Here is a 25,986-nt window from a genome sequence, read left to right on the forward strand (position 1 = left end):
TGCTTTAGCATTGTTACTAGTTCCGTATTCCACAAAACTCTCAACATGTGAGAGTAATAGTCAACCATAATTGGGGCGACTCATAATTTATCAGTGATACCCCATGCATTGCAACATATTTCTTCAATTTAGTGTAAGTAAAATTTGCCTTTGACTAAAACACCAAACTCTCCTCCTTCAAAAACCCCAAATCCTCCCAGCTCAGTCCGGCCACCTCGTCGTACAAATCCAGCCCTATCAACGTGTAGAACTGCCTCCCGAAGTCCTGTTCATTAACCAGTTCGATGTGTCCTGCTTTATACAAAGCAGCAAGGGCTTTTTCGGGGATTTGGACGGTATAAGGTTGCAGTTTGCGTAGCAGCCCGCCGATGTGGTCGGCGTGGCGCAGGGCGTCAATGAGCTTTTCCGCTTTGCGGTCGAACGGGATGATGAGCGGCAGCATCGGGCTTTTAATCATGCGGAATTTGTCGGCGATGGTCTGGAAGGGGAAATCGAGGCTTTTTGCGGCTTTGCTGTGCTTTTGCAGGATATTTTCTTTATCCAGTTCGCGGCCTTTTAGGGCGTAGAGTTCGCGGAAGTAGGCGGTGATGGCGGCGGTAGAGAGGAGGTCATCCGCATGGTGGCGAACGATGGCACGCATCACGCCCGCCTGAAAGGCTAGTTCGGATGGGTTTTTCCAGCCATCTTCGGGGGTGAATATCCACACATGGCTGCTCTCCGGCGTTTGTTTGCCTTCGCGGTTGCAGCGTCCGGCGGCTTGGGCGACGCTGTCTAAACCTGCTTCAGCACGCATCACCAGTGGGAAATCAACGTCAACGCCGGCTTCGATGAGCGAGGTGGCGATGACGCGGCAGGGTGCGCCGCTGCGCAGGTGAGTGCGGATGTTGTCCAGTGTTTGGCTGCGGTGGGCGGCGCACATCAGGGTACTGAGGTGAAAAACGCCGTCCAGGGCAAGTTTTGCCGCTTCGTCGTAGAGGCTGCGGGCCTGGCGGCGGTTATTGACGATGACGAGCATTTGCGGGTGTTCGGCAAGTTTGGCGAGCAGGTCAGCATCGCTTTGTTGCCCGATGTATTGCGCGGTGGTGCGGCGCAGTTGCACGAATAGGGCTGCCGGCTCAGGCGCGATTTCGCGCACGTTTTCAAAGCCGCGGTAGAAGCCGTCTGCCACTTGTACGGCGGGCTGGGTAGCGGTGCACATGACGATGCTGCAGCGGTAGTTCTGCGCCAGTTCTTTGATGGTCTGCATGATGGGCAGGAGGAAATCGGGCGGCAGCATTTGCGCTTCGTCGAGGATGATGACGCTACCGGCGATGTTGTGCAGTTTGCGGCAGCGCGCGGAGCGGTCGGCAAAGAGGGATTCGAAGAATTGCACGGCGGTGGTGACGACGACGGGCGCGTCCCAGTTTTCCGAGGCGCGGCGCAGTTTGTCTTTGCTGTCCTGGTCTTTCAGTTTGCTGTCGTCAAAGGTGCTGTGGTGTTCCAGCACCGCTTCGTCAAGCGGGGCGAAGGCTTTGCGGAACTCGGCGGCATTTCGTTCGATGATGCTGGTGAAGGGGATGACGTAGATGATACGGCGCAGGCCGTGCTGCCGGGCGTGTTCCAGCGCGAATGACATGGAGGTGAAGGTTTTGCCGCCGCCGGTGGGCACGGTGAGGCGAAAGAGGCCGGGCGGTTCTGCCGCTTGAGCGGTGGCGTGGTGCAGGATGTCGCTGCGCAGGCGGTTCAAGGCGGCATGGGCAGGTTCTTCCCCGCTTTGTTGCGCGGCGCTATCGCAGAGCGCGGTAAGGTAATGGCGGAGGTTCGTTTGCAGGTCGCTTAAGGCGGGATAGTTGCCGCGCTTAATCGTTTTGTTTTCTATGGCGGCGTAAAAGGCTTCGGTGTCGAGGTAGTTGGCATCAACCAGGCAGGAGTAGAGCATGCGGATAAAGAAGGCGCGGGAAAATCCGGAGTGATGGATGTCGGGTTTGAGCGGCGGTACGGCCAGGGTGGGCGGCAGACGGATTTCTTGTTGCCAGATGTCATCCAGCGGCTGGATGTCCGCGCCAAATTGCAGGGCCAGACGTTTTTTCAGGGTGCGGCGGTTTTCGCCTTCATCGCTGCCATTGGCGAGTCCGGCATGGTGGCCGGCGATGCAGTAGGCCATCATTTTGCCGATGCTCTTTCCCCAGCGTTCAATGGCGATTCTGGCGCCAGCGGTGGCGTGATCGACGGGTTTACTGCTGCCGTGCAGGCGCTCTTGAAAGGCCTGTATAGTTAAATAGCAAAAAAACAGTAACCATCAAAATCATGACCTATCCAGCTCATATCCGAAAAAAAATCCGGTGGTGACCTGAAATGTTTGCTGCTTAGAATTCGAGCAGATTTGACAGATTCTCCCAACAGTGAAAACAAAGGAAATTCTCCTTCATATTTATCTGCCTGCACTATTGACAGATTTGCCGAGCATACTTTTTAGGGTCTGTTGACAAGTAATATCCAAGCCATATCATATGATTATGAAAGAAAGATTAATACTGACCGATGCCCAATGGGCAAGAATTGATCCCCTGTGTACAGGCAAGGCTAACGATCGCGGACCAACCGCCGATAACCGCATGTTTATAGAAGCCGTGTTGTGGATAACCCGCACCGGCAGCCCGTGGCGGGATTTACCCAAGGAATTTGGCAAATGGAACAGCGTATTTCAGCGTTATCGCCGCTGGGGCAAAGCAGGGCGCTTTACCAGAATCTTTGAGGAAATCAGCGGTGAGGCGGATATGGAATATAGTCGAATTGCTAATAAAGAGTAACGAGAGTAAAGAACCAAAACAGCAGGGCATTCACATCAGCCAACCGCCATTGTTTCCTCAACCGTTTGATCCATGCCCATGTCTTCTCTATCGGGTTGAAATCCGGGCTATAGGGCGGAAGCCACAGCACCGTATGTCCCTCAGCCTGCAATGCATCCAGCGTGTCCTGCCGCTTGTGGAAGGAGGCGTTGTCCATCACGATCACACTGCAGGCGGGCAGCTCCGGTAGCAGTATTTCTGTCGCCCATGTATGAAAAACATCGCTGTCTATGCTGCAATCAAAGGCAGTGAAAGCAAATGGCACAGTGCCACACAGGGCGCCTATAACGTTGGTTTGTGCCTTGCTCCATCCGGATACCCCTGCGCATTTTTGCCCGCGTGGTGCATAACCGTAAGGACGGGAGATGTCTTTTCTGAAGCCGCTTTCATCGATATAAACAAAGGGATGCAGGCGTTCTTCGTAGACACTTTTTACTTCGAGGAATTCACGGCGTTTTTCTTCGTCTGCCTTGCGGTGGCGGAAGTCTTTTTTTTAACGGTGAAGCGATAGCGTTTGAGCGCCTTGCAGATGCCGTTTTGCGAGCAGCCCAGACGTGCAGCCCTTTCCCATTGATAGTCATCAGGGTGCTCGGCCACGTCTTGCCGGATGACTTCTTCTGTAAGAAGGCGAGGCGTAGAACGGCGGCTGCCTTTGGGTTGTGGCTGTTTCTTCCAGGTAGCAAGGGTGTTGGGGCTGATGCGGTGTCTGGCTGCCACTTCGCGATAGGTGCTATCTTCGAGTTCTGCAAGGATTTTTTTACGGATATGGGCTGGATAGGTCATAATTTTGATGGTTACTGTTTTTTTGCTATTTAACTATATTTGCCGAGGTCGTGCAGCTCGCCGGTGTAACGGGCGATTTCCTGCGCACCGAAGGCAGCAGCAAAGGCAGCTGCCATTTCGCCGACTTTATGCGCGTGGTCGGCGAGAGTTTGCCAGTGGGCATAGGGTTGGTTGTCGGCGGAATGGGCGTAGTAGGTTGTGGGCATGGTTTTCTCCGGATAGGGTGCGGATACGGAAAACCGCCCCGTGGGGCGGTTTGCTATTGACGGTTTGGGGGATTTACGCGCCTTTGAGGACGACCGCCGCTTGCAGGGCGAGGACGCGTTTGAGCGGCAGGGCGACGGCAGCAGCGGCGACGGCGAGCGACAGCACGGCGGCAAGCGGGATGACCGGCCAGCGCGGGGCGATGCTGGCGTGGAAGACGACGTGGCCGAGGATTTGCGCGAGGACGAGGCCGAGGAAGATGCCGATGGTGATGGCGAGCGTGGTCATGGCGAGGGTTTCGCGCACGATTTGCGCAGTGATTTGCCGGTCGGACGCGCCAAGCGCGCTTTGCAGGGCAAATTCGCGGCGGCGTTCGTGCGTCATGGCGGTAAGCGAGGTGTTTACGCACAGGCTGGAGAGCAGCAGGATGATGATGCAGACTAGTCCCATCAGACCTTTGATTTTGTGCAGGATTTGTCCTTCAGCGGCACTGACTTTGCGGATGGGGTGGATGTCGAGTTGCGGGTTTTCCGCGCTGAGGCGGCCGGCATAGGCGGTGACGGTGTCGTTGTCGTTAGCGAGGCTGGCGAGTGCATAGCTGATGCGGTCATGGTTATCCGTCCAGGCCTGCACAACGCCGATGTTAAGCAGCATGACGTTGTCCATCGCATCACCGCTTTCGATGATGCCTTTGATGCGGAAGGTTTTTTTCTCACCGTTGTCTTTTACCAGGGTGATGTCGTCGCCGAGATTGAGTTCAAGCTGGCGGGCGAGGGTTTTGCCGAGCATGGTGTTCCTGTCGTCGAAATCAATGCTGATCCAGCCACCCTGCACCTGCCAATAAGGGACGAGCGCGGGCAGTGCGGGGAAATCAACGCCGACCAGCGCCACGGGTTCGCGTTCACTGCGTGCCACGGTGTAGAGGTAGGGGCTGGATGCGTGGTAGAGCGCAGGCGGCATGGCAGCGGTGATGCGGCGGTATTCGGTAAGGGTGAAGGGCTGTTCGTTTTTGGCGCCGAGGTAGAAATTGGCGCCGAAGGAGCGCAGCTCGTGGCTCATCTTTTCGTTGATATCGAAGTAGATGGCCGCCATCGCAGTCACGATGGCGGCGCCGATGGCCAGCGCGGCGATGATGGTAAGGGTACGCCGCCATTTGTGGCGCAGGGCTTTGCCGGGCAGCAGCCAGCGCATATTGTTATCTTTCATACAACACCTCAATGGGGACTTGGCGAGCAATACTGCGCACCGGAAACCAGGTGCCGGTGAGGGCAATCAGGATGGCGGCGCAGACGACGACGGGGACGACAATCCAGGTGAAGCCCAGCGCCGCGCCGAAGAGCGCCTGACCGATACCCCAACCGAGGACGGCGCCGCCCGCGCAACCGGTCAGGCCGCCGAGTGCGCCGACGAGAATGGCTTCGGCGTAGTAGAGCAGCGAGATTTGCCACGGCTTCGCGCCGAGCGCGCGCATCAGGCCGATTTCCTTGGCGCGCGCCATGATGCCGCTGCCGGTGAGCGAGGCAATGCCCATGCCGGCGGAAATCAGGGCGGCGAGGCTGCACACAATCAGCAGTAGCTGGATTTTGCCGATGATGACGCCTTCGGATGCGGCAACCTGCCATACGGGGTGGACGACCGAGCCGCTGACTGTCTCTTCAAGCTGGTGGGTGATGGTAGAAACGTAGGCGGTGCAATACCACTGATCATATTGTTTGGCATCCAGTGTCGAGGGGTTCTCGTGCGCCTTGCGCGACAAATCGTTTTCCGGCACGGTCATCGCCGCTACCTGAATGGCGCTGATATTCCCCGGCAAACCGATCACCTCTTGCAGCGCGGCGAGCGGCAGGACGATTTGCCCGTCCTGCGCTGCGCCGCTGGTGAGGATGCCGCTGATGCGGGCGGATTTTTCCGGCGTACTGGCCGTGGTGGATGTCAGCGGCAGCACGTCGCCCACCTGCCAACCCTGCGCAGCGGCGAGTTTGACCCCGACCAGCACGGGAATGGGGGCATCAGCGGGAAACGGCTTGCTGTCATCAGGCCAGTCGCCCGCAACCTGCCAGAACGGGCTGACCGCCTTCTGCCCGGTGTGAAAATCCGACTCGTCGGCGATATCCAGCGGGTGATCAAAAAACGTGCCCAGCGCCGCGACTTCCACCCCGCCTGCGCGCACATGGCCGTTCAAGAGCGGCGCGAAGCCGTAGATGTTGTTCCGCCAGAAAATATCCATCACCGACGGCAACACCTTCTCTTCCAGATAATAGGGCTGCCCGGCGACATCATCGGGCAACAGCGCGCCGCCCGCCGGCTCAATCAGAATATTCGCGCCATAAGACTTCAACTCGCGCGACATCTTGTCACCGATGTCGATAGACACCGCCAACAGCCCGGCAATCAGGCTGGAAGCGAGAAAAATCGTGGCAAACGCAAGGGCCTTGCGCGGCAAATCGTGATGCCAAAGCTGGAAAATCATACGCCAGAACATAACCTTAATCCTTGATAAACAACTCAGGGTCATCCACGAAGCGCTGATAATTCGCCTCACTCGCAAAAAAATACGTCTTCGTGCCATAACTATAACGGTGCGGTGCAGTAGTGTTCTTCAAGCGGGAACCATCTACCGGATCGACCACCTCCAGCTCGACCACCGCCTTGAAGAGCTGCAAGCCCGCTTCCAGCGACTTGCGCGGAATGCGGATTTCATCGGCATTCATCACCCAATCCTCAATCGGCACCGGATTACAACCGCCAGTCTTGCCAACGCTGGGGCGGAACAGGCGCACACCGCAGCCGATGCACATTACCTGATCGCCCTGCATCGCATAACCCGTGTCGCCGCAAAGCATACAGGCATCAAAGACCACCGCTGGCGACCACTCGCCAGGAAAACGGTCAATCACAAAAAAGCGTACAACCTTGCCCTCGGACGACACCCAGGCATAACGGTGCAAATCGCCATCTTTCAGCTTGTCCGCAGCAATCGGCAAATGCACCGCATCATCAGCGGCAAGCATGACCGGCGTCGCCTTTGAGAGCGACGGCGGCCTGGACGCAACCAAATCCCAGAACAAACAGACCGCGAGCGCCAGCGCACATGCAGCGAACCCCTGCACGCACGCGCGCCGCGCCCGCCGCACCCCGGCGAGCAGCAGACGATGATGAACAGCGGCAGAGCGGACATCTGCGCTGCCGGTCGGTATCGCTTTCTCGTCCGCTGGCACAGAAGCAGCCCCCTCCCCTGCTTGCGGGACAGGGTCGGGATGGACAAGCGACACGTCTGCCTTGCTATCCGCCATCTGCAAGCGCCGCCGCGCCGGCAACCAGGCAGAAAACAGTGCAGCAACCGTTGCGAGTGCGGGCAATAACAGCGCCACATAGGCAAACCAGTTACGCGCAAATTCCGCCCGCGCCAGCCAGCGCAAACGGAAAGCCGTTACCTCGGCCTTCTGCAACTTGATGGTGGCAAGCCCGAAATCCGCCCCCAGCCACACCACCCACAGCAGCACTATCACCGCGACCATCAGCACCGCGAGCCCGCGCCACACCCTGGGTGCGACCAGCGAGCGCAGCACAAACAGCCACAACACCACCAGCGCCGACAAACCCGCCGCCGTGAGCACCGCTGCCAAATGCAAAATAAACGTCGAATTCACCACACTGGTGGAAGAAAACGCGCTCATCACCGGCGCCGAAAAAAACGGCACCGCGCCGAGAAAGCCGGCGGTGAACCACAACCCGTCACGGGCAGCAGCGGGTTTGACCAGCGCCCACAGCCACACGGCAGCCAGCAGCGCCAGTTGCAATGGCGCGAACCAGAACATCACTGCCGCACTCTGTAACGGCAAGGCGGCAACTGCCACCCCCGCTGCGAGCAACCCGCACACAAATGCGGCAAACATCCGCTGCGGGCGCGGCGGTTGCGCGGCAGACAACGCCGTCGCAAAAAAGAGCGGCAGCCAAAAACAGCGGACAAATAACGAAAAGAACAGGCTCATGGTGAATCCGTGAAAACGTAAGAAAAATACGAGATAAGAAAGGTTCGCAATTTTACCGCTTGCCTAATGAGAAAAGCACGAAAAAACGGCTCCTTTTCGGAGCCGTCTGCTTCATTCCTCATAATAAAGCGCCAATCCCTGCAAATATTTCTGCAAGCGGCGCTGGTACTTATTCGGTGGCAAAGGCGAGTCCGCATCGTCCGCCGCCCGCTGTTTCTTCGCCTCGCGCACCAGTTGCCGCACATGCTGCACATCCAGATCGGCATAACGCCCCAGCAGTTCGCCGTAAACCCCTGCATCATCCGCCAGCAGCCGTTCTATCTCGCGGCGGATGCGCTGCTGCTTGCCAGGACTGTGCAGATAAGGGTGGTTGATGTGTTCGTGCGCGGCGAGAATCGCCGGATAGTCCTGCTCGTCAAGCAGGCGGGTCAGATAATTCAAATGGCGCGACAGGGCGTTGCCGCTCAGGCGCTTGCCTTCCCGCAAGGCGGCAATAAGGGTGTCATCAATCGGCAGCAGCGGATACTGATGCGCGGGCAGTTTCAGCAGCTCGCCGGCAAAGGCTTTAATCGGCTCGCGTTCGCGCTTGGCCTGCGAGCGGTTGGCGCGGATGACGCGGCCTTCCTCGTCGTACTGTTTTTCCTTTCCTGGGCTCTCAAAGTTCTCGGTCATGTCTGGTTTCGTTTTTCGGCAGGACACCTATAATAGCAACCTTTTTGGAGGGGACGGATGCGCGGCTGGCTCATCGTGCTAACAATATGGATTAGCCTGGCAGTGCAGGCAGAGCAGGTGCCTGCTGCCGTGACGGAGATGCTGCAAAAGAACAATGTCGCCAGCGCCGACATCAGCATCTGGGTGCAGGCGATGGAAGCCGAAGAACCACTGGTCGAACTGAACGGCACCACCCTGCGCCATCCGGCATCCGTGGCCAAAGTCCTCACCACTGCAGCCGGCCTGTTGCGCCTCGGCAAGGATTACCGCTGGGAGACCAATTTCTATGTGGACACCTTGCCCGATGCGAACGGCATCGTCGAAGGCAACCTCTATATCGTCGGCGGCGGTGACCCCTTCCTCGTCGAAGAACAGCTGCTCACCATGCTGCAAGCCCTGCAACAAGTGGGCGTGCGCCACATCACCGGCGACATCGTGCTGGATGATTCCCTCTACCGCCTCACCCCGGAAGAGCGCGACGCTGCCTCGTTTGACGGCAAACCCTGGGCTGCGTACAACGCCATCCCGCACCCGCTGATGGTCAACTTCCGCACCGTGAAAATGCAGGTCACACCGCAGGCGGGCAAGCCGCGACTCACCCTCGTGCCGGAAATCGTCAACTGGAAAATCGACAACCAGCTCAAAGTCAAAAAGGGCCAGTGCAGCGGTGACGGCTTCACCCCGTCCGCCGTACTTGAGCGCGATGACAAGGGCTACGCCGTCATGCACGTCGCCGGTACCTACGCTACAGGCTGTGGCTCACAAGACGTACAGCTCGTCCTCGGCGAAGCCAGCGAACAGTTCTACTACCTCTTCCGCGACCTCTGGTACCGCTTGGGCGGCAGCTTCGACGGCGCGGGCAAAGTCGCCAAAACCCCGTCCACCGCCAAACACATCTTCACCGGCTACTCCGACCCGCTTGCCCTGCAAATCCAGCGCATGAACCAAGAAAGCAACAACGTCATGACCCGCCAGCTCATGCTTACCCTCGGCACCAAAACCTTCGATCCGCCCGGCAGTCTGGAAAAAGGCAGGAACGCCGTACGCATAACGCTTGAAGCCTTTGGCATCAATACCGACGGCATGATTATCGACAACGGCTCAGGACTCTCGCGCCTCGAACTCGTCAGTGCCAGACAACTCGCCACCCTGCTGCGCGACATCTACCTTTCCGACCAGGGCGAAACCTTCCTCGCCTCACTCGCCGTTGCCGGCGAAAGCGGCACCCTGCGCAAACGCTACCGGGGTGAAGCACTTGCCGGCCGCGTCATCGGCAAAACCGGCACCATTGACAACGTGCGCAGCTTCGCGGGCTACATCCGCGCCGAAAGCGGGCGCAACTACGTCGTCGTCGTCATCGGCAACGGCAAAAGCGCCGTGCGCAGCCGCACCGTGCAAGACGAACTCTTCCGCTGGCTCTACAAACAATAACCCCCCTCTGCCATGAACATCCGTACCCACTTCCTTGTCCTCATCACCCTTATCCTTGCCGCGTGCAGCAGCCCGGCGCCGAAAGACAGCCCGCGCGACAGCCGGCTCATCCGCCGCCCGCAACAGCTGACCCTGCAAGACCGCCTCGAAGCCAAAGGCTTCCGCTTTGGCGCGCCCACCTTCATCCGCATCTTCAAAAAAGAAGAAAAACTCGAAGTCTGGCTGCAAAAAGACAGCGGCGAATACGCCCTCTTCCTTGACTACCCCATCTGCATCTACTCCGGCGAGCTCGGCCCGAAAACCCGCGAAGGCGACAAACAATCGCCGGAAGGCTTCTACGCCGTCGGCCGCGAAGCGATGAACCCGAACAGCAACTACCACCTCTCCTTCAACCTCGGCTACCCCAACGCCTATGACCGCAGCCACGGCTACACCGGCAGTATGCTGATGGTGCACGGCAAATGCGTCTCCATCGGCTGCTACGCCATGGGTGACCGGCAAATCGAAGAAATCTACAGCCTCGTTGGTGCCGCCCTGCAACGCGGCCAGCCCTTCGTACGCGTACACGCCTTCCCCTTCCGCCTGACAGAAGCCAACCTCGCCGCCTACAGCGACCACCGCTGGTACGACTTCTGGCGCATGCTCAAACCCGGCTACGACTACTTCGAAACCTACCGCCAGCCGCCGGAAATTGACGTCATCGGCGGCCAATACGCCCTGAGCGAGCGCAACCCGCACCGTGCCCCGCTGCCGGGCAGCCGCCTGCCGCCGATGCGTTCCAACCCCGTCATCCCCGAAGACAACCTGAACACCAACCCGCTCAGCGGTACACCGCTGCAAATTGCCGGCAACAACCCCGTGCCCAGCAACGCCCTGCTCGCCGCACGCAGCCCGACTCCGACCAATCCATTACTGGCCAACAACACCCCGCCGCTTATCTCCGGCGGTGGTTCAATATCTACGGATAACCTGAGCAGCAGCAACCTGACCGGTAACAGCACCCGGCCTGATACCGGCTGGGCCAACAGCACGCCTGGCGGCGTCATCCCGTCCACCCGCACCCCGACAAACACCTCGCTCCCCGCAAGCGGCTTGCGCACAGTCGCTCCGCCGGACAGACTGACCTCCCCTCCCACCATCGCAGGCAGCAACCTGAGCATCACCAGCCTCGACAGCAGCAACGCTGCGCCCATACCGCAGCGTCGCCCTACCCTCGCCTCCCCTACATCTAACCCTCCAGCCACCGCAGCACATCCCCTGCCTACCGACTGGGGGCCGGAAATCATTCCCCCCGGCGACGAATTGCCGCAAAGCTATGACTTTGAACTCTGATTGCAACGATAAATACACAGCATCCCGCATGACGTCCATGCGGGATATTTTTATCGCCGCTGCCAAAATCAAAAAATCATCCGCCTACAAATTTACGCGACTTGACGAGCCCAATAATTACGCCGCTTGGTGGAGCCAGTATTTACGCAGCTTGGTAGCGAATCCAGCATTTATCCCGCTTGACGGCAATATTCCCTTGAAGATGCTGCTGATTGACCGCCATCTGGCGGTAAACGTAAAATCTTTCCGCGCATTTCATACATTTATCAAGCTAACCAAGAAAATTTTTTATGAAATTCATCCGTACCCTTTTGGCAGCATCGCTATTTACCGCTGCACAATTGGTAACCGCACAGGAAAATAAACCGGATGCGTTTGTACAGCAGTTACTAGAGAAACAATATCCCAATGATGAAAAAGTGCTGAAAGCTTTTAATAAAGGCAAAGAGAGTGAGGGGGCTATCAAACAATGTCATTTCAAAGAGCTTAAAGACCCTGAAGATAAAAATACACAAATAAATGGCTATTGCATGAATTTTATTGACAAGAAGATTGCTGATACAAGGCAAGCGGCGCTACGTCTTCTTTTCCGGTTACAGACTTGCCGGCTGTGACCGCTGTTCCGGTTTGAACAGCCTGTTTTTGTTTACTTCCGATGATGGTAAAGACTGGAAATTGCTTGCGCACAAGGAAACCCATGCAAATTCGGGATGGAATCTGGACACCAGTCAAATCAGCTGGCTGGAAACCGGACAGGGTTTATGGGGCACTATTGGCGAAGGCGGTTATATGCAGGGCGGTGTAAGTAAAGGAACTGTGCAAATATTGCATGATGATGGCAGGAATATTCACGAAACCGTGATTCCCACCTCTTTTGAGAATAGCGGGATGGCAGATTGCGATGATGAAGAATATTTGCAAATCACGAAAAAGGGCTAGGCGGAATGCTATGCGAATGAAGCTGTATTAGAAGCCACGGTTGAAGTACGCCATGATTTGCCTGCCGTGGACAATATCCTTTGCAGGTAACGGTGAATGGTTATGACGGGATGAAGCTAGTGGGCGAGGGTAAAGATGCCAAGACGCAGCCTGTCAAGGAATACAAGCAGGAAAATTCCTCTTCTCTTATGATGCGAATATGCATGAATATATTACGCCTGCCGATTATCCCTCGTCGCTTAACTTTTCATATTTTCGGGGAATACCGGCAGTTCCGTAAGAAGCCGTAAATATTTGCATCCTGCACAGGCAGGGAGTTATCCCGCCTTTTGCGTTATGATGTTTTTGTGGCGGATGATTATCCGCCCTTGGTTTTTCTTTAATTCCGAGAGGTTTGTATGCCATTTCCCCGTTCTTTGCTGGTTTTATCTGCTTTCGCCGCCGTGCAGGCACTGGCCGCTGATGCCGATACGCTCGCGCAGGAGACGTTGAACCAGCATTTTCCGGCGAATGCCGGGGCGTTAGAGGTCTTCAATGATGACGCCAATCATCCCGCTGCCGGGGACAAGCTCAAGACTTGTCATTTTGCGCCGATGAAGGAAGTTGAGAATGCCGACAGTGATGGTGGTCTGGAAGGTTACTGTCTGCGCCTTGTCAGCGAGAAGGTGGTGGATGTTGCCGCTGGCAAGCGCCGCTATTTGCTGTTTGCCGGCGATAATCTGCACACGCCGCACAGTGCACCGGGCATGGTCGCGCTGTTTGCATTTTCATCTGCGGACGGCAAGGACTGGCAGCCTGCGGTGCAGTACCAGGGAGAGGGGTTCGGCAAGTACGGCATTGCCCCGACTGAGTGGCAATGGCAACTTTTCGGCAAGGAGGTGTGGGGCGCGACGACGTTTACCGGTGATGCCGCCTGGGGCGGTTCGTGGTCGTCGCAGGTGATTTTGCTGGATGATGGCAAGGCGGTACATGCCGCGTTCGTGCCGTCCGGTTTTAGTAATTTCAGCGAGGAAGACGGCTGCGAGCCGGAAGATTTGTCACGGTGCGCGGATGTACAGGTGAAATACGCGGTGCGCGAGGATTTGCCTGCTGTTGGCAATGTTTATCCGCTGGAATTATCGCTGGATGGTTTTATCGGCATGGCTAAATCCGGCAAGGATAAGAATGCCAGGCCAAAACCTGCTAAAACGTTTAAAGGCGAGAAATTTATCTGGCCATTTGATGCCGATAAGCACGCTTATATTGAACCGAAAGGTTTTCCCAAATTGTCCGAGGAATAATCCGGCATGAAAGTTTCTTCTTTTTTGTTATCCCTGGTACTTGCGATGAATATAGCTCAAGCCCAAACCCCGCCCGATGTCGAGAAACGCCCGCACACCGTGAAATCCCCGCATGGCGAGCGGCAGGATGAGTATTACTGGCTGCGCGATGATGCGCGCAAGGATGCCAAGATGCTCGCGTATTTGCAGGCGGAAAATGATTATGCCGATGCGTTACTGAAACCGTTAAAGCCGCTTGAAGACAAGTTGTTCGACGAGATTGTCAGCCGCATCAAGCAGGATGACAGTTCCGTGCCTTATCGCGAGCATGGTTTCTGGTATTACACGCGCTTTGAAAACGGCAAGGATTATCCGGTGCATGCGCGCCGCGCCGCGGGCGACGGCGTGGACGCCCTGTCTATCCGCAAGGCGAATGATGCGGGCGATTTTGCCAAGGAAGAGGTCCTGCTTGATGTAAATAAACTCGCCGAAGGGCACGATTATTTCAGCGCCGCGCCGGTGGATATTACGCTTGATAATCAGAAGATAGTCTGGGCGGAAGATACGAATGGCCGCCGCCAGTACACGCTGCGCATCACGGATTTGGCGGGCGGCAAGCTTCTGCCTGACACCATCATTGGCACGAACGGCAGCGCACTGTGGGCGGATGACGGCAAAACGCTGTTTTATATCGAGAATGACCCGGAAACGCTACTCAGCAAGCGGGTGAAGAAGCACGTTCTCGGTACGGACAGCAAGGATGATGCGGTGGTCTATGAAGAGACGGACGACAGTTTCTATCTCGACCTTGGCCGCACCCGCGACGAAGCCTATCTGCTGATTCATGCCAGCAGCACCGTCTCCGATGAAGTGCACTATGCCGATGCGAAAAACCCTGGCGAGTTTAAACTGTTCGCTCCGCGCGAGCGCGACGTGGAATACAGCGCCGATCACTTTGACGGACGCTGGGTCATCCGCACCAACGCCGACGGCGCGCGCAATTTCAAAATCATGACCGCCGCCGATAATGCCACCGCGCGTAAGGACTGGCAGGCGTGGATCGCGCACGATCCCGCTATCTTCCTCGAAGATGTCGAACTTTTTGACGATTTCAGCGTTATTGCCGAGCGTTCCGAAGGGTTGGAACGCATCCGCATCCTGAAAAAAGACGGCACGAGCGAATATGTGAAGGCGGACGAACCCGCCTATTCGATGGGGCTTTCCGCCAATCCCGAAGCGGACACGCCCTGGCTGCGCTATAGCTACACCTCGATGACCACGCCCGCGATTGTTTATGAAATGAACATGGCGACGGGCGAGCGGCGCGAGCTGAAACAGCAGCCGGTGCCGGGTTATGACCGCCACCAGTACACCACCGAGCGGCTGTGGGTACCGGTGCGCGATGGCACGAAAGTGCCGGTCACGCTGGTGTACCGCAAGGATTTCAAGCGCGACGGCACGGCGGCGCTCTTGCAATATGGCTACGGCAGCTATGGCCTTTCGATGGATCCGGGCTTCAGCGCCAGCACCGTCAGCCTGCTTGACCGTGGCATGGTCTATGCACTGGCACACATACGCGGCGGCCAGGAAATGGGGCGCGAATGGTATGAAAACGGCAAATTGCTCCATAAAAAGAACACCTTTACCGACTTCATCGACATTACGCGTTACCTTGTTGAGCACCAATACGCCGCGAAAGACCGCGTTGCGGCGCTGGGCGGCAGCGCCGGTGGCCTGCTGATGGGGGCTATCAGCAACATGGCGCCAGAAGACTACCGCGTCATCCTCTCGCAAGTGCCTTTCGTTGACGTGGTGACGACCATGCTCGACCCGAGCATCCCGCTCACCACCAACGAATACGATGAATGGGGCAACCCGGAAGCGAGCGCCGACAGCTATGCCTACATGCTCTCCTACTCGCCCTACGACAACCTGAAAGCGCAAGCCTATCCGGCGATGTTCGTCGGCACCGGCCTGTGGGACTCGCAGGTGCAATACTGGGAACCGGCGAAATACGTCGCCCGCCTGCGTGACGTGAACACCGGCAGCCACCCCGTCCTCTTCCGCACCAACATGGAAGCAGGTCACGGCGGCAAATCCGGTCGCTTCCGCCGCTACCGCGAAACGGCGGAAATGTACGCCTTCATGCTGAATCAGCTGGGGGTTACAAAATAAGGAAGCGGGGCAATGCCCCGCTTTTTTGTGTTTGCAGTGGAAGACAAGTGGGGAAAAATACTATTAAAATTAACCAAGGTCTGTTGACAAGTAAATTTCTAACTATATTAGTTGATTATGGAAGGAAGACTAGGGCTTGTTGACATTATTGCAAGGCGACAAGGTCAACAGTTCCTAATAAAAACCGCCCCGGAGGGCGGTTTTTTGTTGGGCATCATCACACTTCCCAGTTCTTGAAGCCGGTCAGCCAACGCGCGAAGTTGGGGTCGCGGTGGTCAAAGAAGCTGTTTGGCAGGCTGGTAGCCAGTGCGCTGTGGCCGGTATCCAGCGTGGTGAGGCGCAGCATGTCGTCGCTGCTCAGCTCGAAGTCGAAGATGGCCTGATTTTCCCGCATCCGTTCGGGGCGCACGGTTTTCACCAGCGAGACGATGTCACGTTGGTAAAGCCAGCGTAGTGCCACTTGTCCCGCCGTTTTACCGTATTTCCGGCCGATTTCGACGAGCAGCGGCTGGTTGAAGAAGTCGTATTTGCCCTCGGCGAATGAACCCCAGGCTACGACGGTGATGCCGTTCGCCTGCATGTAGCCCACTTCGCGCGTCTGCTGGTGGAAGGGGTTGACCTCAATCTGGTTCACCATCGGCGCGATGCGGTTGAAGGTGGCGAGATCAACGAGGCGGTCGCTGTGGAAATTGCTGACGCCGATGGCGCGGATTTTCCCCGCGTCGAAGAGTTCTTCGATGGCGCGCCATGCCCCGTGTACGTCGCCGTAGGGCTGGTGAATGAGGTAGAGGTCGAGGTAATCGAGTTGCAGACGGTTCAGGCTGCGCTCGAATTGCGCTTTAGCGGCATCGTAGCTGGCGCTGTTCAGCCACAGTTTGGTGGTGATGAAGATTTCTTCCCGCCTGATGCCGCTCGCGCGGATAGCACGACCGACTTGTTCTTCGTTGAAATAGGCGGCAGCGGTATCAATATGGCGGTAGCCGCTGGCAATGGCATCCGTAACGACGCGTTCGCATTCTTCAGGGGGCACTTGATAGACGCCGAAGCCGAGTATCGGGATGGCAATGCCGTTGGTAAGAATAGTGGTGGGCTGAGTCATGGGGTTTTCCTGATGGTGGATGAAGCGGGCATTGTAAGCAGCGGGAACGAACGAATAAACGCTGCAACAAGCGGGCAGTCGGGGGAAGTGCTTTAATGAGCGACGTCAAGACAAATAAGGAGACCCCATGAACATCGACGACACCGTTTTCCGCCAACTGGTCACAGCCGCCACCCGGGCGCCGTCCGGACACAACAGCCAGCCCTGGCGTTTTCACGCCACCGCCGACGGCATCACCATCCTGCCCGACCCGGCGCGGATACTGCCTGCCGTTGATGGCGACCAGCGCGAACTCCGCATCAGCCTCGGCTGCGCGCTGGAAAACCTCTGCTTACACGCCACCACCCTGCACTACGCCAGCACAGCGACCATTGGCGCCGATGGCCGCATTGATATACACCTGCGCGCGGATGATGCCCTGCCCGCCGATCCGCTCGCTGCCAGCATCACGCGCCGCCAGACTAACCGCGCGACCTGCGACGGGCGGATGGTGCCGGATGATGTCCTGCAAATTCTGCTGGCGGAAGCAACCGCGAACATCCACATCCATGCCTTCGCCCGCGACACGCCGACCTTCACCCAACTGGGTGACGCCATCCGCCGGGGTAACGACGTACAGATGAATGACCCCGCCTTCAAAAACGAACTGCTGAGCTGGATACGCTATAACCGGAAACACAGCGAGGCGCACAACGACGGCATCAGCAACGCCGTGCTGGGCGCGCCCAACCTGCCGCGCTGGCTGGCGAAAATCATCGTCAAAAGCATGATGAACGGCAAAACCCAGAACAAAACCGACGCCAAACATCTCGCCGCTGCCTCACATCTGCTCCTTATCAGCAGCGACAGCGACGATAACGCCGCACGCATCGCGACCGGCCGTGTCCTGCAACGCCTGCTGCTGCGCTTGAGCGCAGCGAACCTCGCCTGCGCCTTCCTCAACCAGCCCTGCGAAGTGGCGGCCATCCGCGCCGAACTGCGCGAAACGCTGCCCATCGGCCACGCCTATCCGCAGATCCTGCTACGCATCGGCTATGCCGCTGAACAACCCTACTCGCTCCGCCGCCCTGTCGACGAGGTGATTGCATCCGAGGCTTGAGCCCATCTTCTAACCGGGAAAATCGCTAAATAAAAGCACCTGCGAAGTGTGAAGCGCATGTGCGTAAAATAAGCGCCTCTTATCGTGCGGTTTTTACCGTCTATCCAATCAATTGCCCACACAAGGACTCTCTGTGGCACAAATCCTTACCTCCCTGAAAAAAAGCAAAATGACCGTCGGCGAAAAACGCTTCGCCCAGCTCCTTAGCGACTACCTCGATGATGATTACCTCGTCTGGTACAACGTCGCCACCAGCGGCAGCATCCGCCGCTACCCGGATTTCCTCATCTTCCACCCCGGTCACGGCCTGTGGTGCCTGGAAATCAAGGACTGGCATATGGGCAACATCAAGGGGATGGACAAGGAACACGTCATCCTGAAAAGTGGCGACCAGCGCATCACGATAGCTAACCCGCTGGAACAGGCGCGCGGTTGCTGTCTGCCGATCATCGACCGCATGAAAAAAGACCGCCGCCTGCGCCATGCCAACGGCAAATATCAGGGAAAACTGCGCTTTCCCTGGGCCTTTGGCGCGGTAATGTGCAACTGGCAGCGCAGCCGCATCAGCGAAGCCGCACGGACGTTACTGGAAGACTGCTTTCCGCCGCACCTCACCTGGTACAAAGAAGACATTGAAGCGGGTGGACTGGAGCGCAATACCTTCCTTGCCAAACTGCATGCCATGCAGCCCTTCCGTCCGCTTGAACTTCTCACCGACGGGCAAAGCGAGCGGGTGCGTGCGCACATCTATCCCGAATTCATTATTGACGAATCACAAAAAAGAATTTTTGAAGTAGAGCCTGATCACGACGACATCATCCACATCATGGATGCCAGGCAGGAAGAACTTGCCCGCAAACTGGGCGAAGGCCACCGCGTCATCCACGGTGTAGCCGGCTCGGGCAAGACCATCATCCTGCAACACCGCGCCCGCCAACTTGCCGCAGAAAACCCCGACAAACCCATCCTTATCATCTGCTACAACATCATGCTCGCCAGCCTGCTCAGGGCGCGCCTTGCCGGAGTGCCGCACCTTGAAATCCATCATTTCCACGAATGGTGCGGGGAAATGAAAAACAGCTATGGCATCAGCGTTCCACTCAGCAACAACTATCCCGAAGCGCTTGCCAATGCCACCTGTACCGCCGTCGCCAATGGCCAGATTCCCGGCGGCCAATATCATGCGGTATTGATAGACGAAGGACATGACTTCGCCGAAGACTGGTTGCGTGCGCTCACCACGATGCCGGAAGGCGCGGATGCCAAAGAACAACGGCTGCTTTTCCTTTATGACGACGCGCAGAACCTCTATTTCCCCAAACGGCGTGGTCTCGACTTCTCGCTAAAATCCGTCGGCATCCAGGCTCAGGGGCGTACTGATATCCTGAACACCAACTACCGCAACAGCGAAGAAATCTGCCGCTATGCCGATGATTTCAAGCACCGCTTTATGGACGACACGCCCATCACGGTCAAAGACGACATGGACATCTTCACACCGGAGGAAGACACAACCGGCACTGATGAAGGCGTACCCACTGTCGCCGTTGAAGCGGGCGGTGAACACAGCGGCTACGAGCCGGAGTTTCTGCGTTTCGCCTCGCGTGGCGAAGAAATCAAGGCCATCATCGCTCAAATCCATGCCTGGCACGCAGAAGGCGTCCCCTATGGTGACATCGCCGTCCTCTGCCACACCAACAAACAATGCGAGGCGCTAGCGAATACCCTGGGCAATGCCGGCATCCCCCTGCAAAACCCTGTCAGCAGCGCTGATCGCAAAAACTACCGCCCCGATCCGCAGCGTTTGCTGGTCTGCACCATCCACAGCAGCAAAGGCGGCGAATTCCCGCGCGTTATCGTCGCAAGCATCGATAACCTGCCCGATAACAGCGAAGAGCAACAACAGCAAAATGCCCGCCTGCTCTACGTCGGCATGACCCGGGCGCAACACTACCTCTGCCTCACGGCCACAGGCGAAAACACTTACACCCGCTACCTGCCGCAAACCGTGGTAGATGCCCCGCGTCACATCACCGGCACCCACGCCCTGCTTGACTGCTACGGTTGCGACGCCGCCCTACTCGGTAATGCCGGGCGCCTTGAGAACATCCTGCGCGAGGCGGCGCAAGCGGCGGGCGCGAACATCCTCGCCGCCCATTTCCACCATTTCGGCGCGGGGGCGGGCGTGACCGGCGTGTTGCTGCTCGCCGAATCGCACCTCAGCATCCATACCTGGCCGGAACACCGCTTCGCCGCTCTCGACGTCTATCTCTGCAGCGGCGATATCGCCCGTGCCCGCCGCATGATTGAGGCGGCACTGCGCCCTGCGCACAGCGATTGGCGGGCATTTCCGCGCGGCTACGGCGATAAGGAACCGTCCTGAGTCAGGAAACTCCGCCTCAAGGAATAAGCCGCGATTCTTTGGCAGGAAGGATGTAAAAAAGCCCGCCTAAGCGGGCTTTTTCTTGCGGGTCAGAATCCCGCCTGCTGCTCCAGCTGGGCGACGATGCCGTCATCGAGCTTAAGCGCGGTGGCGAGTTCATGCAGGAAGACGATTTCCTTGCGGTCCAGTTCGCCGCAGACCACGCGCGCAGCGAGATAGAGTTCGGAAGCAAGCACACGGTCATCCCCCGCAGCGGCAGCAATTTCCTGCGGCGTCGCCGGGCGTTGCAGTTGCCCTTCCAGCCATTGCCGCACTTCCGCGCTTTCCGCGCCGATCTGCGTGAGGATGCTCTGGCTTTCCGCTTCATCAATGCGGCCATCGGCGGCAGCGGCGGCAATCATCACTTTCACCGTCAGTTCGCCCGCCTGTGCGGCTTGTGCCGGGGAGCGTTCGGTAGCGGGCAAAAGCGGTTGCTGTTGCCCCGCTGTCTGCTGCCCACCCTGATAGTTTTTCCAGGCGTTATAGGCAAGCGCGCCGAGGGCGGCCATCGAGCCGAGTTCCAGGGCACTGCGGCCAAAGCCTTTGCGTCCCATGAGCAATGAGAGTAGGCCGGTCGCCGCCACACCGCCGCCAAAACCTTTGAGGGTGTCGCGGTTGACGCCGCCGAGCAGGTTGCCGCCTTGGCGCGCGATTTGCTGCCCACCGCTTAATACCTGATTTAGAATGCTGTTGAAGTCCACGAGATTGGCTCCTTGTCGCCGGTTGAATGGGGTCGTCATCATGTCATGCTCCGGAGAATCCATGCAATCCCAGCCGTTTGCCCGCCGCTACGCCACCGCCTTCGCACTCATCGTCTTCCTGCTTTTTTGCACGCTGTTCTTCTTCGCTTACAACGGCCACGAATCCACTGCTCATCTACCGAACCGCCACGCGCAGGCGGTGGATGATGTGCTTACCCTGAAAATCTCCGCCGACGGCCACTTCCGCACCCCTGGCACCATCAACGGCGAAGCGGTCATTTTCATGCTCGACACCGGCGCCAGCGGCGTCGCCCTGAGCGAGAATCTGGCGCGGCGCATCGGCCTGCAACCGCGCGGGCGCAGCCGGGTCAGCACCGCCAATGGCGTCACCGATGCCGGCCTCGTCACCCTCGACGAACTCGGCTTCGGCGGCTGGCAATTCGAGCGTGTTCCCGCCACGGTGATGCCACAGATGGAAGATGAAGTGCTGCTCGGCATGCAAATCCTGCGCCACTTTGAATGGAAGCAATCAGGCGGCGAACTGCGCCTGCAACCGGCACCCTGAGTTATCCACAAAAACTGTGTATAAGAACGGGAAAAAAACGCTTATCCCATGTTCGCACAACAGTTTTTTTACCCTGCTTTTTTTTTGCGCAGGTGATAGTGTGATAGCGTAAGTCGTTGATTTCAAATATGTTGCGGCCATACTGCAAATTATCGCTTCAAGCAGGCAAACAATAATTCCTCGTATTTACACACCCTTATGCCCTGCGTATAGTGCAGGCCTTTCAACGACCGGAGCATACCCATCATGGAATTCCTCAAAGCCCATATTGATTACATCATCCTCGGTACCCTCGGCCTGATGAGCCTCATCATGCTATGGAAAGTCGTCGAGCGTTACATCTTCTTTGCCCGCCTCGACGTGCGCCGCTATCCCAACGTCCATGAACTCAACATCGCCCTCGAGCGCAACCTCACCCCCATCTACACCATCGGCTCGAACGCACCCTATGTCGGCCTGCTCGGCACCGTCACCGGCATCCTCATCACCTTCTACGACATGGGCCAACAGGGCGGCAACATTGATGCCGCGCAGATTATGATCGGCCTCGCGCTCGCGCTGAAAGCGACCGCCTTCGGCATCCTTGTCGCTATTCCATCCATCATGTTCTACAACCTGCTCTCGCGCAAAGTCGAAGTGCGCCGCGAAAAATGGCAGTCCTACCAGGCGGGGTTTAACGATGAAAAAATTTGACCAGATCAACGTCATCCCCTTCATCGACATCATGCTGGTGCTGCTGGCCATTGTGCTGATGACGGCAAGTTTCATCGCCCAAGGCAAGATTGAAGTGAATCTGCCGACTTCGAAAACCCCGGCCAAACTCGAAGCCGAAGACACCCTGAAACTCATCACCATTGACAAAGATGGCGTGTACTACCTCAAAGACGGCGGACAAAGCGAAGAAAAAATCGGGACGGACGCCCTGAAAACCGCTATCGACGGTTGGCAGGAAAACCAGCGCGTCACCCTGAAAATCGATGCCGCGACACCGTTCCAGCATTTCATTGCCATCCAGGACATGCTGAAAGACAAAAAATTCCGCGTCGCTGTCCTCGCCATCCCTGAGGATCACTGATATGGCCGGATACAGCCGTGCGGCGAGCCTCGCGGGCCTGGCCATCTCACTTGCCGTACACGCCGGCATTTTTGCCGGGGCCGTCTGGATCTACCGGCAAGACCCGCCGCCCGCCGTCGCCATGAACCCCATCCTTGACTGGGAATGGGCCGAATATGCCCCCGAACCAGAGCCGGCCGCACCGCCCTCCCCTCCCCTACCGCCTCCACCACCTCCCGAATCGGAGCCGGGAATCCAGCCGGAAGCGGAGCCCGAGCCGGTTGTCGAAGAAACGCCCGCGCCTGTCGAAATCGAAAAAAAACCGCCGCCGAAAAAAGAGAAACCCAAAGAAAAGCCCAAGCCGAAAAAAGAAAAACCGAAAGAAAAACCCAAGCCCAAAGAAAAACCGCAGCCAAAACCGGAGCCGCGTGAACCCGAGCCGGAAGTGCGCGCACGCCCCGTCTTCACCCCACCACCGGCGCGGGTCATCACGCCGCCCGTACCTTCCGCCACTTATGGCCAGGGGCAAACGCCAAACGCGCGCCCAAATGCGGATGCCAACGCCAGCCGTGGCGGCTCGCCGGATGGCAAACCCGACGGCAAACCGGGCGGCGGCATCACCACCAAAAACTACAACACGGGCCTGCAACAGCGCATTGCCAGTGCCGTCGCCAAGCGCAAAGGACGCATCCGCGAGCGAGGCACCGCCATCGTCGCTTTCGATATTCAGGCAAGTGGCGCATTCAGCAATATCCGCATCGAACAAAGCTCAGGCGTGCAGCAAATTGACGACCTCATCCTGGACGCTGTGCGCAGCGTCGGCCGCTACGCCGCGCCACCGGAAGGACGGACGGTGAGTAAACGCATCCCGCTCAACGTCAAATAAAGCCAGCCCCCAAAGCCCGCTTGTGCGGGCTTTTTTGTGGTGTACGAAGGCGAGCTTCATAACACCGCCTTCCCGGACGGCGGACGAACACTGCGCTCCAGTAGGCATCGTGCCGCAGCCAATGTTACAACTATCAAAAGAACACAAGAAATCTTTATAATCATTAATGAAAATCACTTTTCACACCCGTTATTCCCACCCTTGACACTGGAGAACCCGTCTATGCACTGCCACCACAACACCACCCTCACCGCCGCCCTGCTCATCGCCACGCAGACATACGCGCAACACAGCGACACCCTTGCCCCCATCACCGTTAACAGGGACACATCCGACAGCTACACCGCCCCTGCAACAACCACTGCCACCGGCCTCAACCTCTCCGTCAAGGATACCCCGCAATCCGTCAGTGTCATCACCCGCCAGCAGATGGATGATCGCGGCCTCACCACCCTGGAAGATGCCCTGAAAACCACCACCGGCCTCAACATCTACCGCCAGGGCTACCAGTACCGCTACCAGTCGCGCGGCTTCGACATCGCGCAAATCAGCGAAGACGGCGTTAACAGCACCGTTTGCACCATGTGCGGCAACAACCCGCACGACCAGAAACAGCTGAACGACCTCTCGTTATACGAACGCATAGAAGTCGTGCGCGGCGCGACCGGCCTGAAAAAAGCGGCAAGCGAACCGGGCGGCAGCATCAACGCTATCCGCAAACGTCCGACGGCAGACAACCGACGCAGCATCGAAGGACAAGTGGACCGCTTCGGCAAAGTGCGGACAAGCGGCGACTTTTCCGGCACCCTCAGCGAAGAATACGGTCTGCGCGGCCGGGTCGTCGGCACCCTCGAACGCGATAACACCTTCCGCGACCACGTGGATGGCGACAAACAAGTCCTTTACGGCGTCCTGGACAAAAACCTCGGCGACAGCACCACCCTGACCCTGGGCGGAACCTACCACCACGAACACGACACGCCGAGCCTATTCGGCCTGCCCGCCGACGTAAAAGGACGCGACCTGCGTCTGCCACGCAGCACCTACCTCGGCGCAAGCTGGAACCGCAGCACCTACCACAAACAGGATGCCTTTATCGAACTTGACCACCAATTCAATGACAATTGGAAACTAAACAGCGCCCTCGAATACAAACACAGTACCTCGCAAACCGCTTATGGCTACGTGCCGCAGCGTAGCAATGTCAGCGCAAGCGGCACCGTTAGCGACGGCTTTATCGGCCACAGCGACCGCCACAGCAACCAGTGGAATTTCCGCAGCGACCTTGACGGCAAATACACCCTGTTCGGCCGCGAACACGAACTCTACGCAGGCTACAACTACAACCGCGAAAAATTCGACAACACCTGGCACGGCAAAAAAATCGCAGGCGAATACAACATTTTCCGCTGGCAAGGTACGGAAATCGCCCAACCCGCTGACTGGAACGCCCTGCCCGAAGAAGTCCGCCACACCACCATCCATACCCACACCCTCGGCCTGGCCACCCGCCTCAACCCCATAGAGCGCTGGCACCTCCTCATCGGGGCGAGCTACAGCCGCTGGCAGCAGCATCAGCACCTCTCATGGATGAGCAAGCCGGACAGCAAATACGGCAAAGGCCGCCTCATCCCCTACACGGGCATCACCTACGACCTCACCCCGCAACAAAGCCTCTACGCCAGTTACAGCAGCATCTTCAAATACAGCGGCGACTACCTTGACATCAACGGCAAAACACTGCCGCCGGTGATGGGCAACAACTACGAAATCGGCTGGAAAGGCAGCTGGAACGATGACCGCATCAACACCACCCTCGCCTTCTTCCAGACCGAAAAACACAACCAGCCCATCGACACCTGGAAAGGCATCGACCCGGCGACCGGTGCCGTGCGCGAATGGCAGCGTGGCGACCGCAGCATCTACACCCCGGTACGCTTGCAAAGTCGCGGCATTGACGCCGAAATCGCGGGCAACCTCACGGATGACTGGCGCATCTTCGCAGGCTACACCTACAACACCCGCGAATACACCTCGACAGCGGCGACCAAAACCATCACCCGCAACGGCAAAGGCGTGGACTTCAGCCAGCACACCCCGCGCCACATCCTGCGCACCAGTACCCAATACCGCCTGCCCGGTGCGGCAAGCAAATGGAGCATCGGCGGCGGCTTCAACATGCAAAGCAAAAGCAGCCCCATCACCGTGGATGGCAACAAACACTACCTCGGCGGCTACACCGTCTGGCACGCCAACGTACAGTACGAGCCGGAAAAAAACCTGCGCATCGGCCTCAACATCAACAACCTGACCGACAAGCACTACTACGAAAGCTACGCACACCGTGGCACCAGCCAGGGACACTTCTACGGCGAACCACGCAACGCCATGCTCACCTTCCGCTGGGACTTCTGAACCTCCCGCCTGCCTGAATCAGGGCAGGCGGACCAACCTGACCCTTTGCGTCCGCAGAAAAAAACCACACCTTGCCCGCCCTCCCGCTTGC

General features: G+C 57.8%; 22 protein-coding genes and 2 pseudogenes. 14 read left to right on the forward strand and 10 right to left on the reverse strand.

Annotated elements, in window-relative coordinates; genetic code table 11:
• Positions 1 to 154: 154 nt before the first annotated feature.
• On the reverse strand, positions 155 to 2,272 hold the full coding sequence (cas3, locus tag DY250_RS07230) for a CRISPR-associated helicase Cas3' (RefSeq protein WP_425455473.1): 2,118 nt from the start codon (positions 2,270 to 2,272) through the stop codon (positions 155 to 157).
• Between the two features lie 223 nt (positions 2,273 to 2,495).
• Between cas3 and DY250_RS07235 the strand changes: the two are divergent.
• Positions 2,496 to 2,774: pseudogene (locus DY250_RS07235) on the forward strand (transposase); the annotation flags it as partial.
• Between the two features lies 1 nt (position 2,775).
• On the opposite strand, the pseudogene DY250_RS07240 reads toward DY250_RS07235, so the two are convergent.
• The 7 genes and pseudogenes from DY250_RS07240 to yjgA form a co-directional block, all read right to left on the reverse strand.
• Positions 2,776 to 3,252: pseudogene (locus tag DY250_RS07240) on the reverse strand (IS630 family transposase); the annotation flags it as partial.
• Positions 3,253 to 3,260: 8 nt separating this feature from the next.
• A complete protein-coding gene (locus DY250_RS07245; RefSeq protein ID WP_172542185.1) occupies positions 3,261 to 3,611 on the reverse strand; it encodes an IS630 transposase-related protein in 351 nt (116 codons plus the stop codon).
• Between the two features lie 29 nt (positions 3,612 to 3,640).
• Entirely contained in the window at positions 3,641 to 3,817 is a 177-nt protein-coding gene (locus DY250_RS07250; RefSeq protein WP_218565558.1) for an HD domain-containing protein, read from the reverse strand.
• 73 nt (positions 3,818 to 3,890) lie between these two features.
• A complete protein-coding gene (locus tag DY250_RS07255; protein ID WP_172542417.1) occupies positions 3,891 to 5,006 on the reverse strand; it encodes an FtsX-like permease family protein in 1,116 nt (371 codons plus the stop codon).
• Positions 5,007 to 5,010: 4 nt separating this feature from the next.
• A complete protein-coding gene (locus DY250_RS07260) occupies positions 5,011 to 6,297 on the reverse strand; it encodes an ABC transporter permease (RefSeq protein WP_115611716.1) in 1,287 nt (428 codons plus the stop codon).
• Between the two features lie 4 nt (positions 6,298 to 6,301).
• Entirely contained in the window at positions 6,302 to 7,807 is a 1,506-nt protein-coding gene (locus DY250_RS07265) for a Fe-S-containing protein (protein WP_115611717.1), read from the reverse strand.
• 111 nt (positions 7,808 to 7,918) lie between these two features.
• A complete protein-coding gene (gene yjgA, locus DY250_RS07270) occupies positions 7,919 to 8,479 on the reverse strand; it encodes a ribosome biogenesis factor YjgA (RefSeq protein ID WP_115611718.1) in 561 nt (186 codons plus the stop codon).
• Between the two features lie 57 nt (positions 8,480 to 8,536).
• On the opposite strand from yjgA, the gene dacB reads away from it, so the two are divergent.
• The 6 genes from dacB to DY250_RS07300 all read left to right on the forward strand — a co-directional run bounded on the left by dacB (position 8,537) and on the right by DY250_RS07300 (position 15,654).
• Positions 8,537 to 9,949, forward strand: a complete 1,413-nt coding sequence (gene dacB / locus DY250_RS07275; RefSeq protein WP_115611719.1) for a D-alanyl-D-alanine carboxypeptidase/D-alanyl-D-alanine endopeptidase — start codon at positions 8,537 to 8,539, stop codon at positions 9,947 to 9,949.
• A gap of 12 nt (positions 9,950 to 9,961) precedes the next feature.
• Entirely contained in the window at positions 9,962 to 11,281 is a 1,320-nt protein-coding gene (locus DY250_RS07280) for a L,D-transpeptidase family protein (protein ID WP_115611720.1), read from the forward strand.
• A gap of 290 nt (positions 11,282 to 11,571) precedes the next feature.
• Complete coding sequence (locus tag DY250_RS07285; protein WP_115611721.1) at positions 11,572 to 11,895, forward strand: hypothetical protein; 324 nt, start codon at positions 11,572 to 11,574, stop codon at positions 11,893 to 11,895.
• 13 nt (positions 11,896 to 11,908) lie between these two features.
• Complete coding sequence (locus DY250_RS13720) at positions 11,909 to 12,220, forward strand: hypothetical protein (RefSeq protein WP_147293484.1); 312 nt, start codon at positions 11,909 to 11,911, stop codon at positions 12,218 to 12,220.
• 398 nt (positions 12,221 to 12,618) lie between these two features.
• Positions 12,619 to 13,500, forward strand: a complete 882-nt coding sequence (locus tag DY250_RS07295; RefSeq protein ID WP_115611723.1) for a hypothetical protein — start codon at positions 12,619 to 12,621, stop codon at positions 13,498 to 13,500.
• A 6-nt stretch (positions 13,501 to 13,506) separates the two neighbouring features.
• Positions 13,507 to 15,654, forward strand: coding sequence for a S9 family peptidase (locus DY250_RS07300; protein ID WP_115611724.1), 2,148 nt, complete (start codon positions 13,507 to 13,509; stop codon positions 15,652 to 15,654).
• A gap of 217 nt (positions 15,655 to 15,871) precedes the next feature.
• Here the strand turns inward: DY250_RS07300 and DY250_RS07305 are convergent, their stop codons facing one another.
• Positions 15,872 to 16,753, reverse strand: a complete 882-nt coding sequence (locus tag DY250_RS07305; protein WP_115611725.1) for an aldo/keto reductase — start codon at positions 16,751 to 16,753, stop codon at positions 15,872 to 15,874.
• A gap of 127 nt (positions 16,754 to 16,880) precedes the next feature.
• Here DY250_RS07305 and DY250_RS07310 point away from each other — a divergent pair, with 127 nt between their 5' ends.
• Both DY250_RS07310 and speD read left to right on the forward strand, forming a co-directional pair.
• Entirely contained in the window at positions 16,881 to 17,852 is a 972-nt protein-coding gene (locus tag DY250_RS07310; protein WP_115611726.1) for an Acg family FMN-binding oxidoreductase, read from the forward strand.
• 133 nt (positions 17,853 to 17,985) lie between these two features.
• Complete coding sequence (speD, locus tag DY250_RS14575) at positions 17,986 to 20,235, forward strand: adenosylmethionine decarboxylase (RefSeq protein WP_115611727.1); 2,250 nt, start codon at positions 17,986 to 17,988, stop codon at positions 20,233 to 20,235.
• Positions 20,236 to 20,324: 89 nt separating this feature from the next.
• Here speD and DY250_RS07320 read toward each other — a convergent pair whose 3' ends face one another.
• Positions 20,325 to 21,017 (reverse strand): tellurite resistance TerB family protein, encoded by a 693-nt coding sequence (locus tag DY250_RS07320; protein ID WP_245951063.1) that lies wholly within the window; start codon positions 21,015 to 21,017, stop codon positions 20,325 to 20,327.
• 19 nt (positions 21,018 to 21,036) lie between these two features.
• Here DY250_RS07320 and DY250_RS07325 point away from each other — a divergent pair, with 19 nt between their 5' ends.
• The 5 genes from DY250_RS07325 to DY250_RS07345 all read left to right on the forward strand — a co-directional run bounded on the left by DY250_RS07325 (position 21,037) and on the right by DY250_RS07345 (position 25,895).
• Positions 21,037 to 21,540 carry a retropepsin-like aspartic protease family protein gene (locus DY250_RS07325; protein ID WP_172542268.1) on the forward strand — a complete coding sequence of 168 codons (504 nt, stop codon included), beginning with the start codon at positions 21,037 to 21,039 and terminating at the stop codon, positions 21,538 to 21,540.
• A 246-nt stretch (positions 21,541 to 21,786) separates the two neighbouring features.
• Positions 21,787 to 22,233 (forward strand): TonB-system energizer ExbB, encoded by a 447-nt coding sequence (gene exbB / locus DY250_RS07330; protein ID WP_006986796.1) that lies wholly within the window; start codon positions 21,787 to 21,789, stop codon positions 22,231 to 22,233.
• Entirely contained in the window at positions 22,220 to 22,615 is a 396-nt protein-coding gene (locus DY250_RS07335; RefSeq protein ID WP_115611730.1) for a biopolymer transporter ExbD, read from the forward strand. Before exbB ends, DY250_RS07335 begins: the two co-directional genes overlap by 14 nt.
• A gap of 1 nt (position 22,616) precedes the next feature.
• Positions 22,617 to 23,480 (forward strand): energy transducer TonB family protein, encoded by an 864-nt coding sequence (locus DY250_RS07340; RefSeq protein ID WP_115611731.1) that lies wholly within the window; start codon positions 22,617 to 22,619, stop codon positions 23,478 to 23,480.
• 222 nt (positions 23,481 to 23,702) lie between these two features.
• On the forward strand, positions 23,703 to 25,895 hold the full coding sequence (locus DY250_RS07345) for a TonB-dependent siderophore receptor (RefSeq protein WP_115611732.1): 2,193 nt from the start codon (positions 23,703 to 23,705) through the stop codon (positions 25,893 to 25,895).
• The last annotated feature ends 91 nt before the right edge of the window (positions 25,896 to 25,986 follow it).

This window comes from Cardiobacterium valvarum (assembly GCF_900460955.1).
In the GTDB taxonomy this organism is placed as follows: domain Bacteria; phylum Pseudomonadota; class Gammaproteobacteria; order Cardiobacteriales; family Cardiobacteriaceae; genus Cardiobacterium; species Cardiobacterium valvarum.

Excerpts from the sequence above, each read along its gene's own strand:
- DY250_RS07245 (WP_172542185.1), bottom strand. The coding sequence starts at position 3,611 with ATGACCTATCCAGCCCATATCCGTAAAAAAATCCTTGCAGAACTCGAA.
- DY250_RS07250 (WP_218565558.1), bottom strand. The coding sequence starts at position 3,817 with ATGCCCACAACCTACTACGCCCATTCCGCCGACAACCAACCCTATGCC.
- DY250_RS07255 (WP_172542417.1), bottom strand. The coding sequence starts at position 5,006 with ATGCGCTGGCTGCTGCCCGGCAAAGCCCTGCGCCACAAATGGCGGCGT.
- DY250_RS07260 (WP_115611716.1), bottom strand. The coding sequence starts at position 6,297 with ATGTTCTGGCGTATGATTTTCCAGCTTTGGCATCACGATTTGCCGCGC.
- DY250_RS07265 (WP_115611717.1), bottom strand. The coding sequence starts at position 7,807 with ATGAGCCTGTTCTTTTCGTTATTTGTCCGCTGTTTTTGGCTGCCGCTC.
- yjgA (WP_115611718.1), bottom strand. The coding sequence starts at position 8,479 with ATGACCGAGAACTTTGAGAGCCCAGGAAAGGAAAAACAGTACGACGAG.
- dacB (WP_115611719.1), top strand. The coding sequence starts at position 8,537 with ATGCGCGGCTGGCTCATCGTGCTAACAATATGGATTAGCCTGGCAGTG.
- DY250_RS07280 (WP_115611720.1), top strand. The coding sequence starts at position 9,962 with ATGAACATCCGTACCCACTTCCTTGTCCTCATCACCCTTATCCTTGCC.
- DY250_RS07285 (WP_115611721.1), top strand. The coding sequence starts at position 11,572 with ATGAAATTCATCCGTACCCTTTTGGCAGCATCGCTATTTACCGCTGCA.
- DY250_RS07295 (WP_115611723.1), top strand. The coding sequence starts at position 12,619 with ATGCCATTTCCCCGTTCTTTGCTGGTTTTATCTGCTTTCGCCGCCGTG.
- DY250_RS07300 (WP_115611724.1), top strand. The coding sequence starts at position 13,507 with ATGAAAGTTTCTTCTTTTTTGTTATCCCTGGTACTTGCGATGAATATA.
- DY250_RS07305 (WP_115611725.1), bottom strand. The coding sequence starts at position 16,753 with ATGACTCAGCCCACCACTATTCTTACCAACGGCATTGCCATCCCGATA.
- DY250_RS07310 (WP_115611726.1), top strand. The coding sequence starts at position 16,881 with ATGAACATCGACGACACCGTTTTCCGCCAACTGGTCACAGCCGCCACC.
- DY250_RS07320 (WP_245951063.1), bottom strand. The coding sequence starts at position 21,017 with ATGATGACGACCCCATTCAACCGGCGACAAGGAGCCAATCTCGTGGAC.
- DY250_RS07325 (WP_172542268.1), top strand. The coding sequence starts at position 21,037 with ATGCAATCCCAGCCGTTTGCCCGCCGCTACGCCACCGCCTTCGCACTC.
- exbB (WP_006986796.1), top strand. The coding sequence starts at position 21,787 with ATGGAATTCCTCAAAGCCCATATTGATTACATCATCCTCGGTACCCTC.
- DY250_RS07335 (WP_115611730.1), top strand. The coding sequence starts at position 22,220 with ATGAAAAAATTTGACCAGATCAACGTCATCCCCTTCATCGACATCATG.
- DY250_RS07340 (WP_115611731.1), top strand. The coding sequence starts at position 22,617 with ATGGCCGGATACAGCCGTGCGGCGAGCCTCGCGGGCCTGGCCATCTCA.
- DY250_RS07345 (WP_115611732.1), top strand. The coding sequence starts at position 23,703 with ATGCACTGCCACCACAACACCACCCTCACCGCCGCCCTGCTCATCGCC.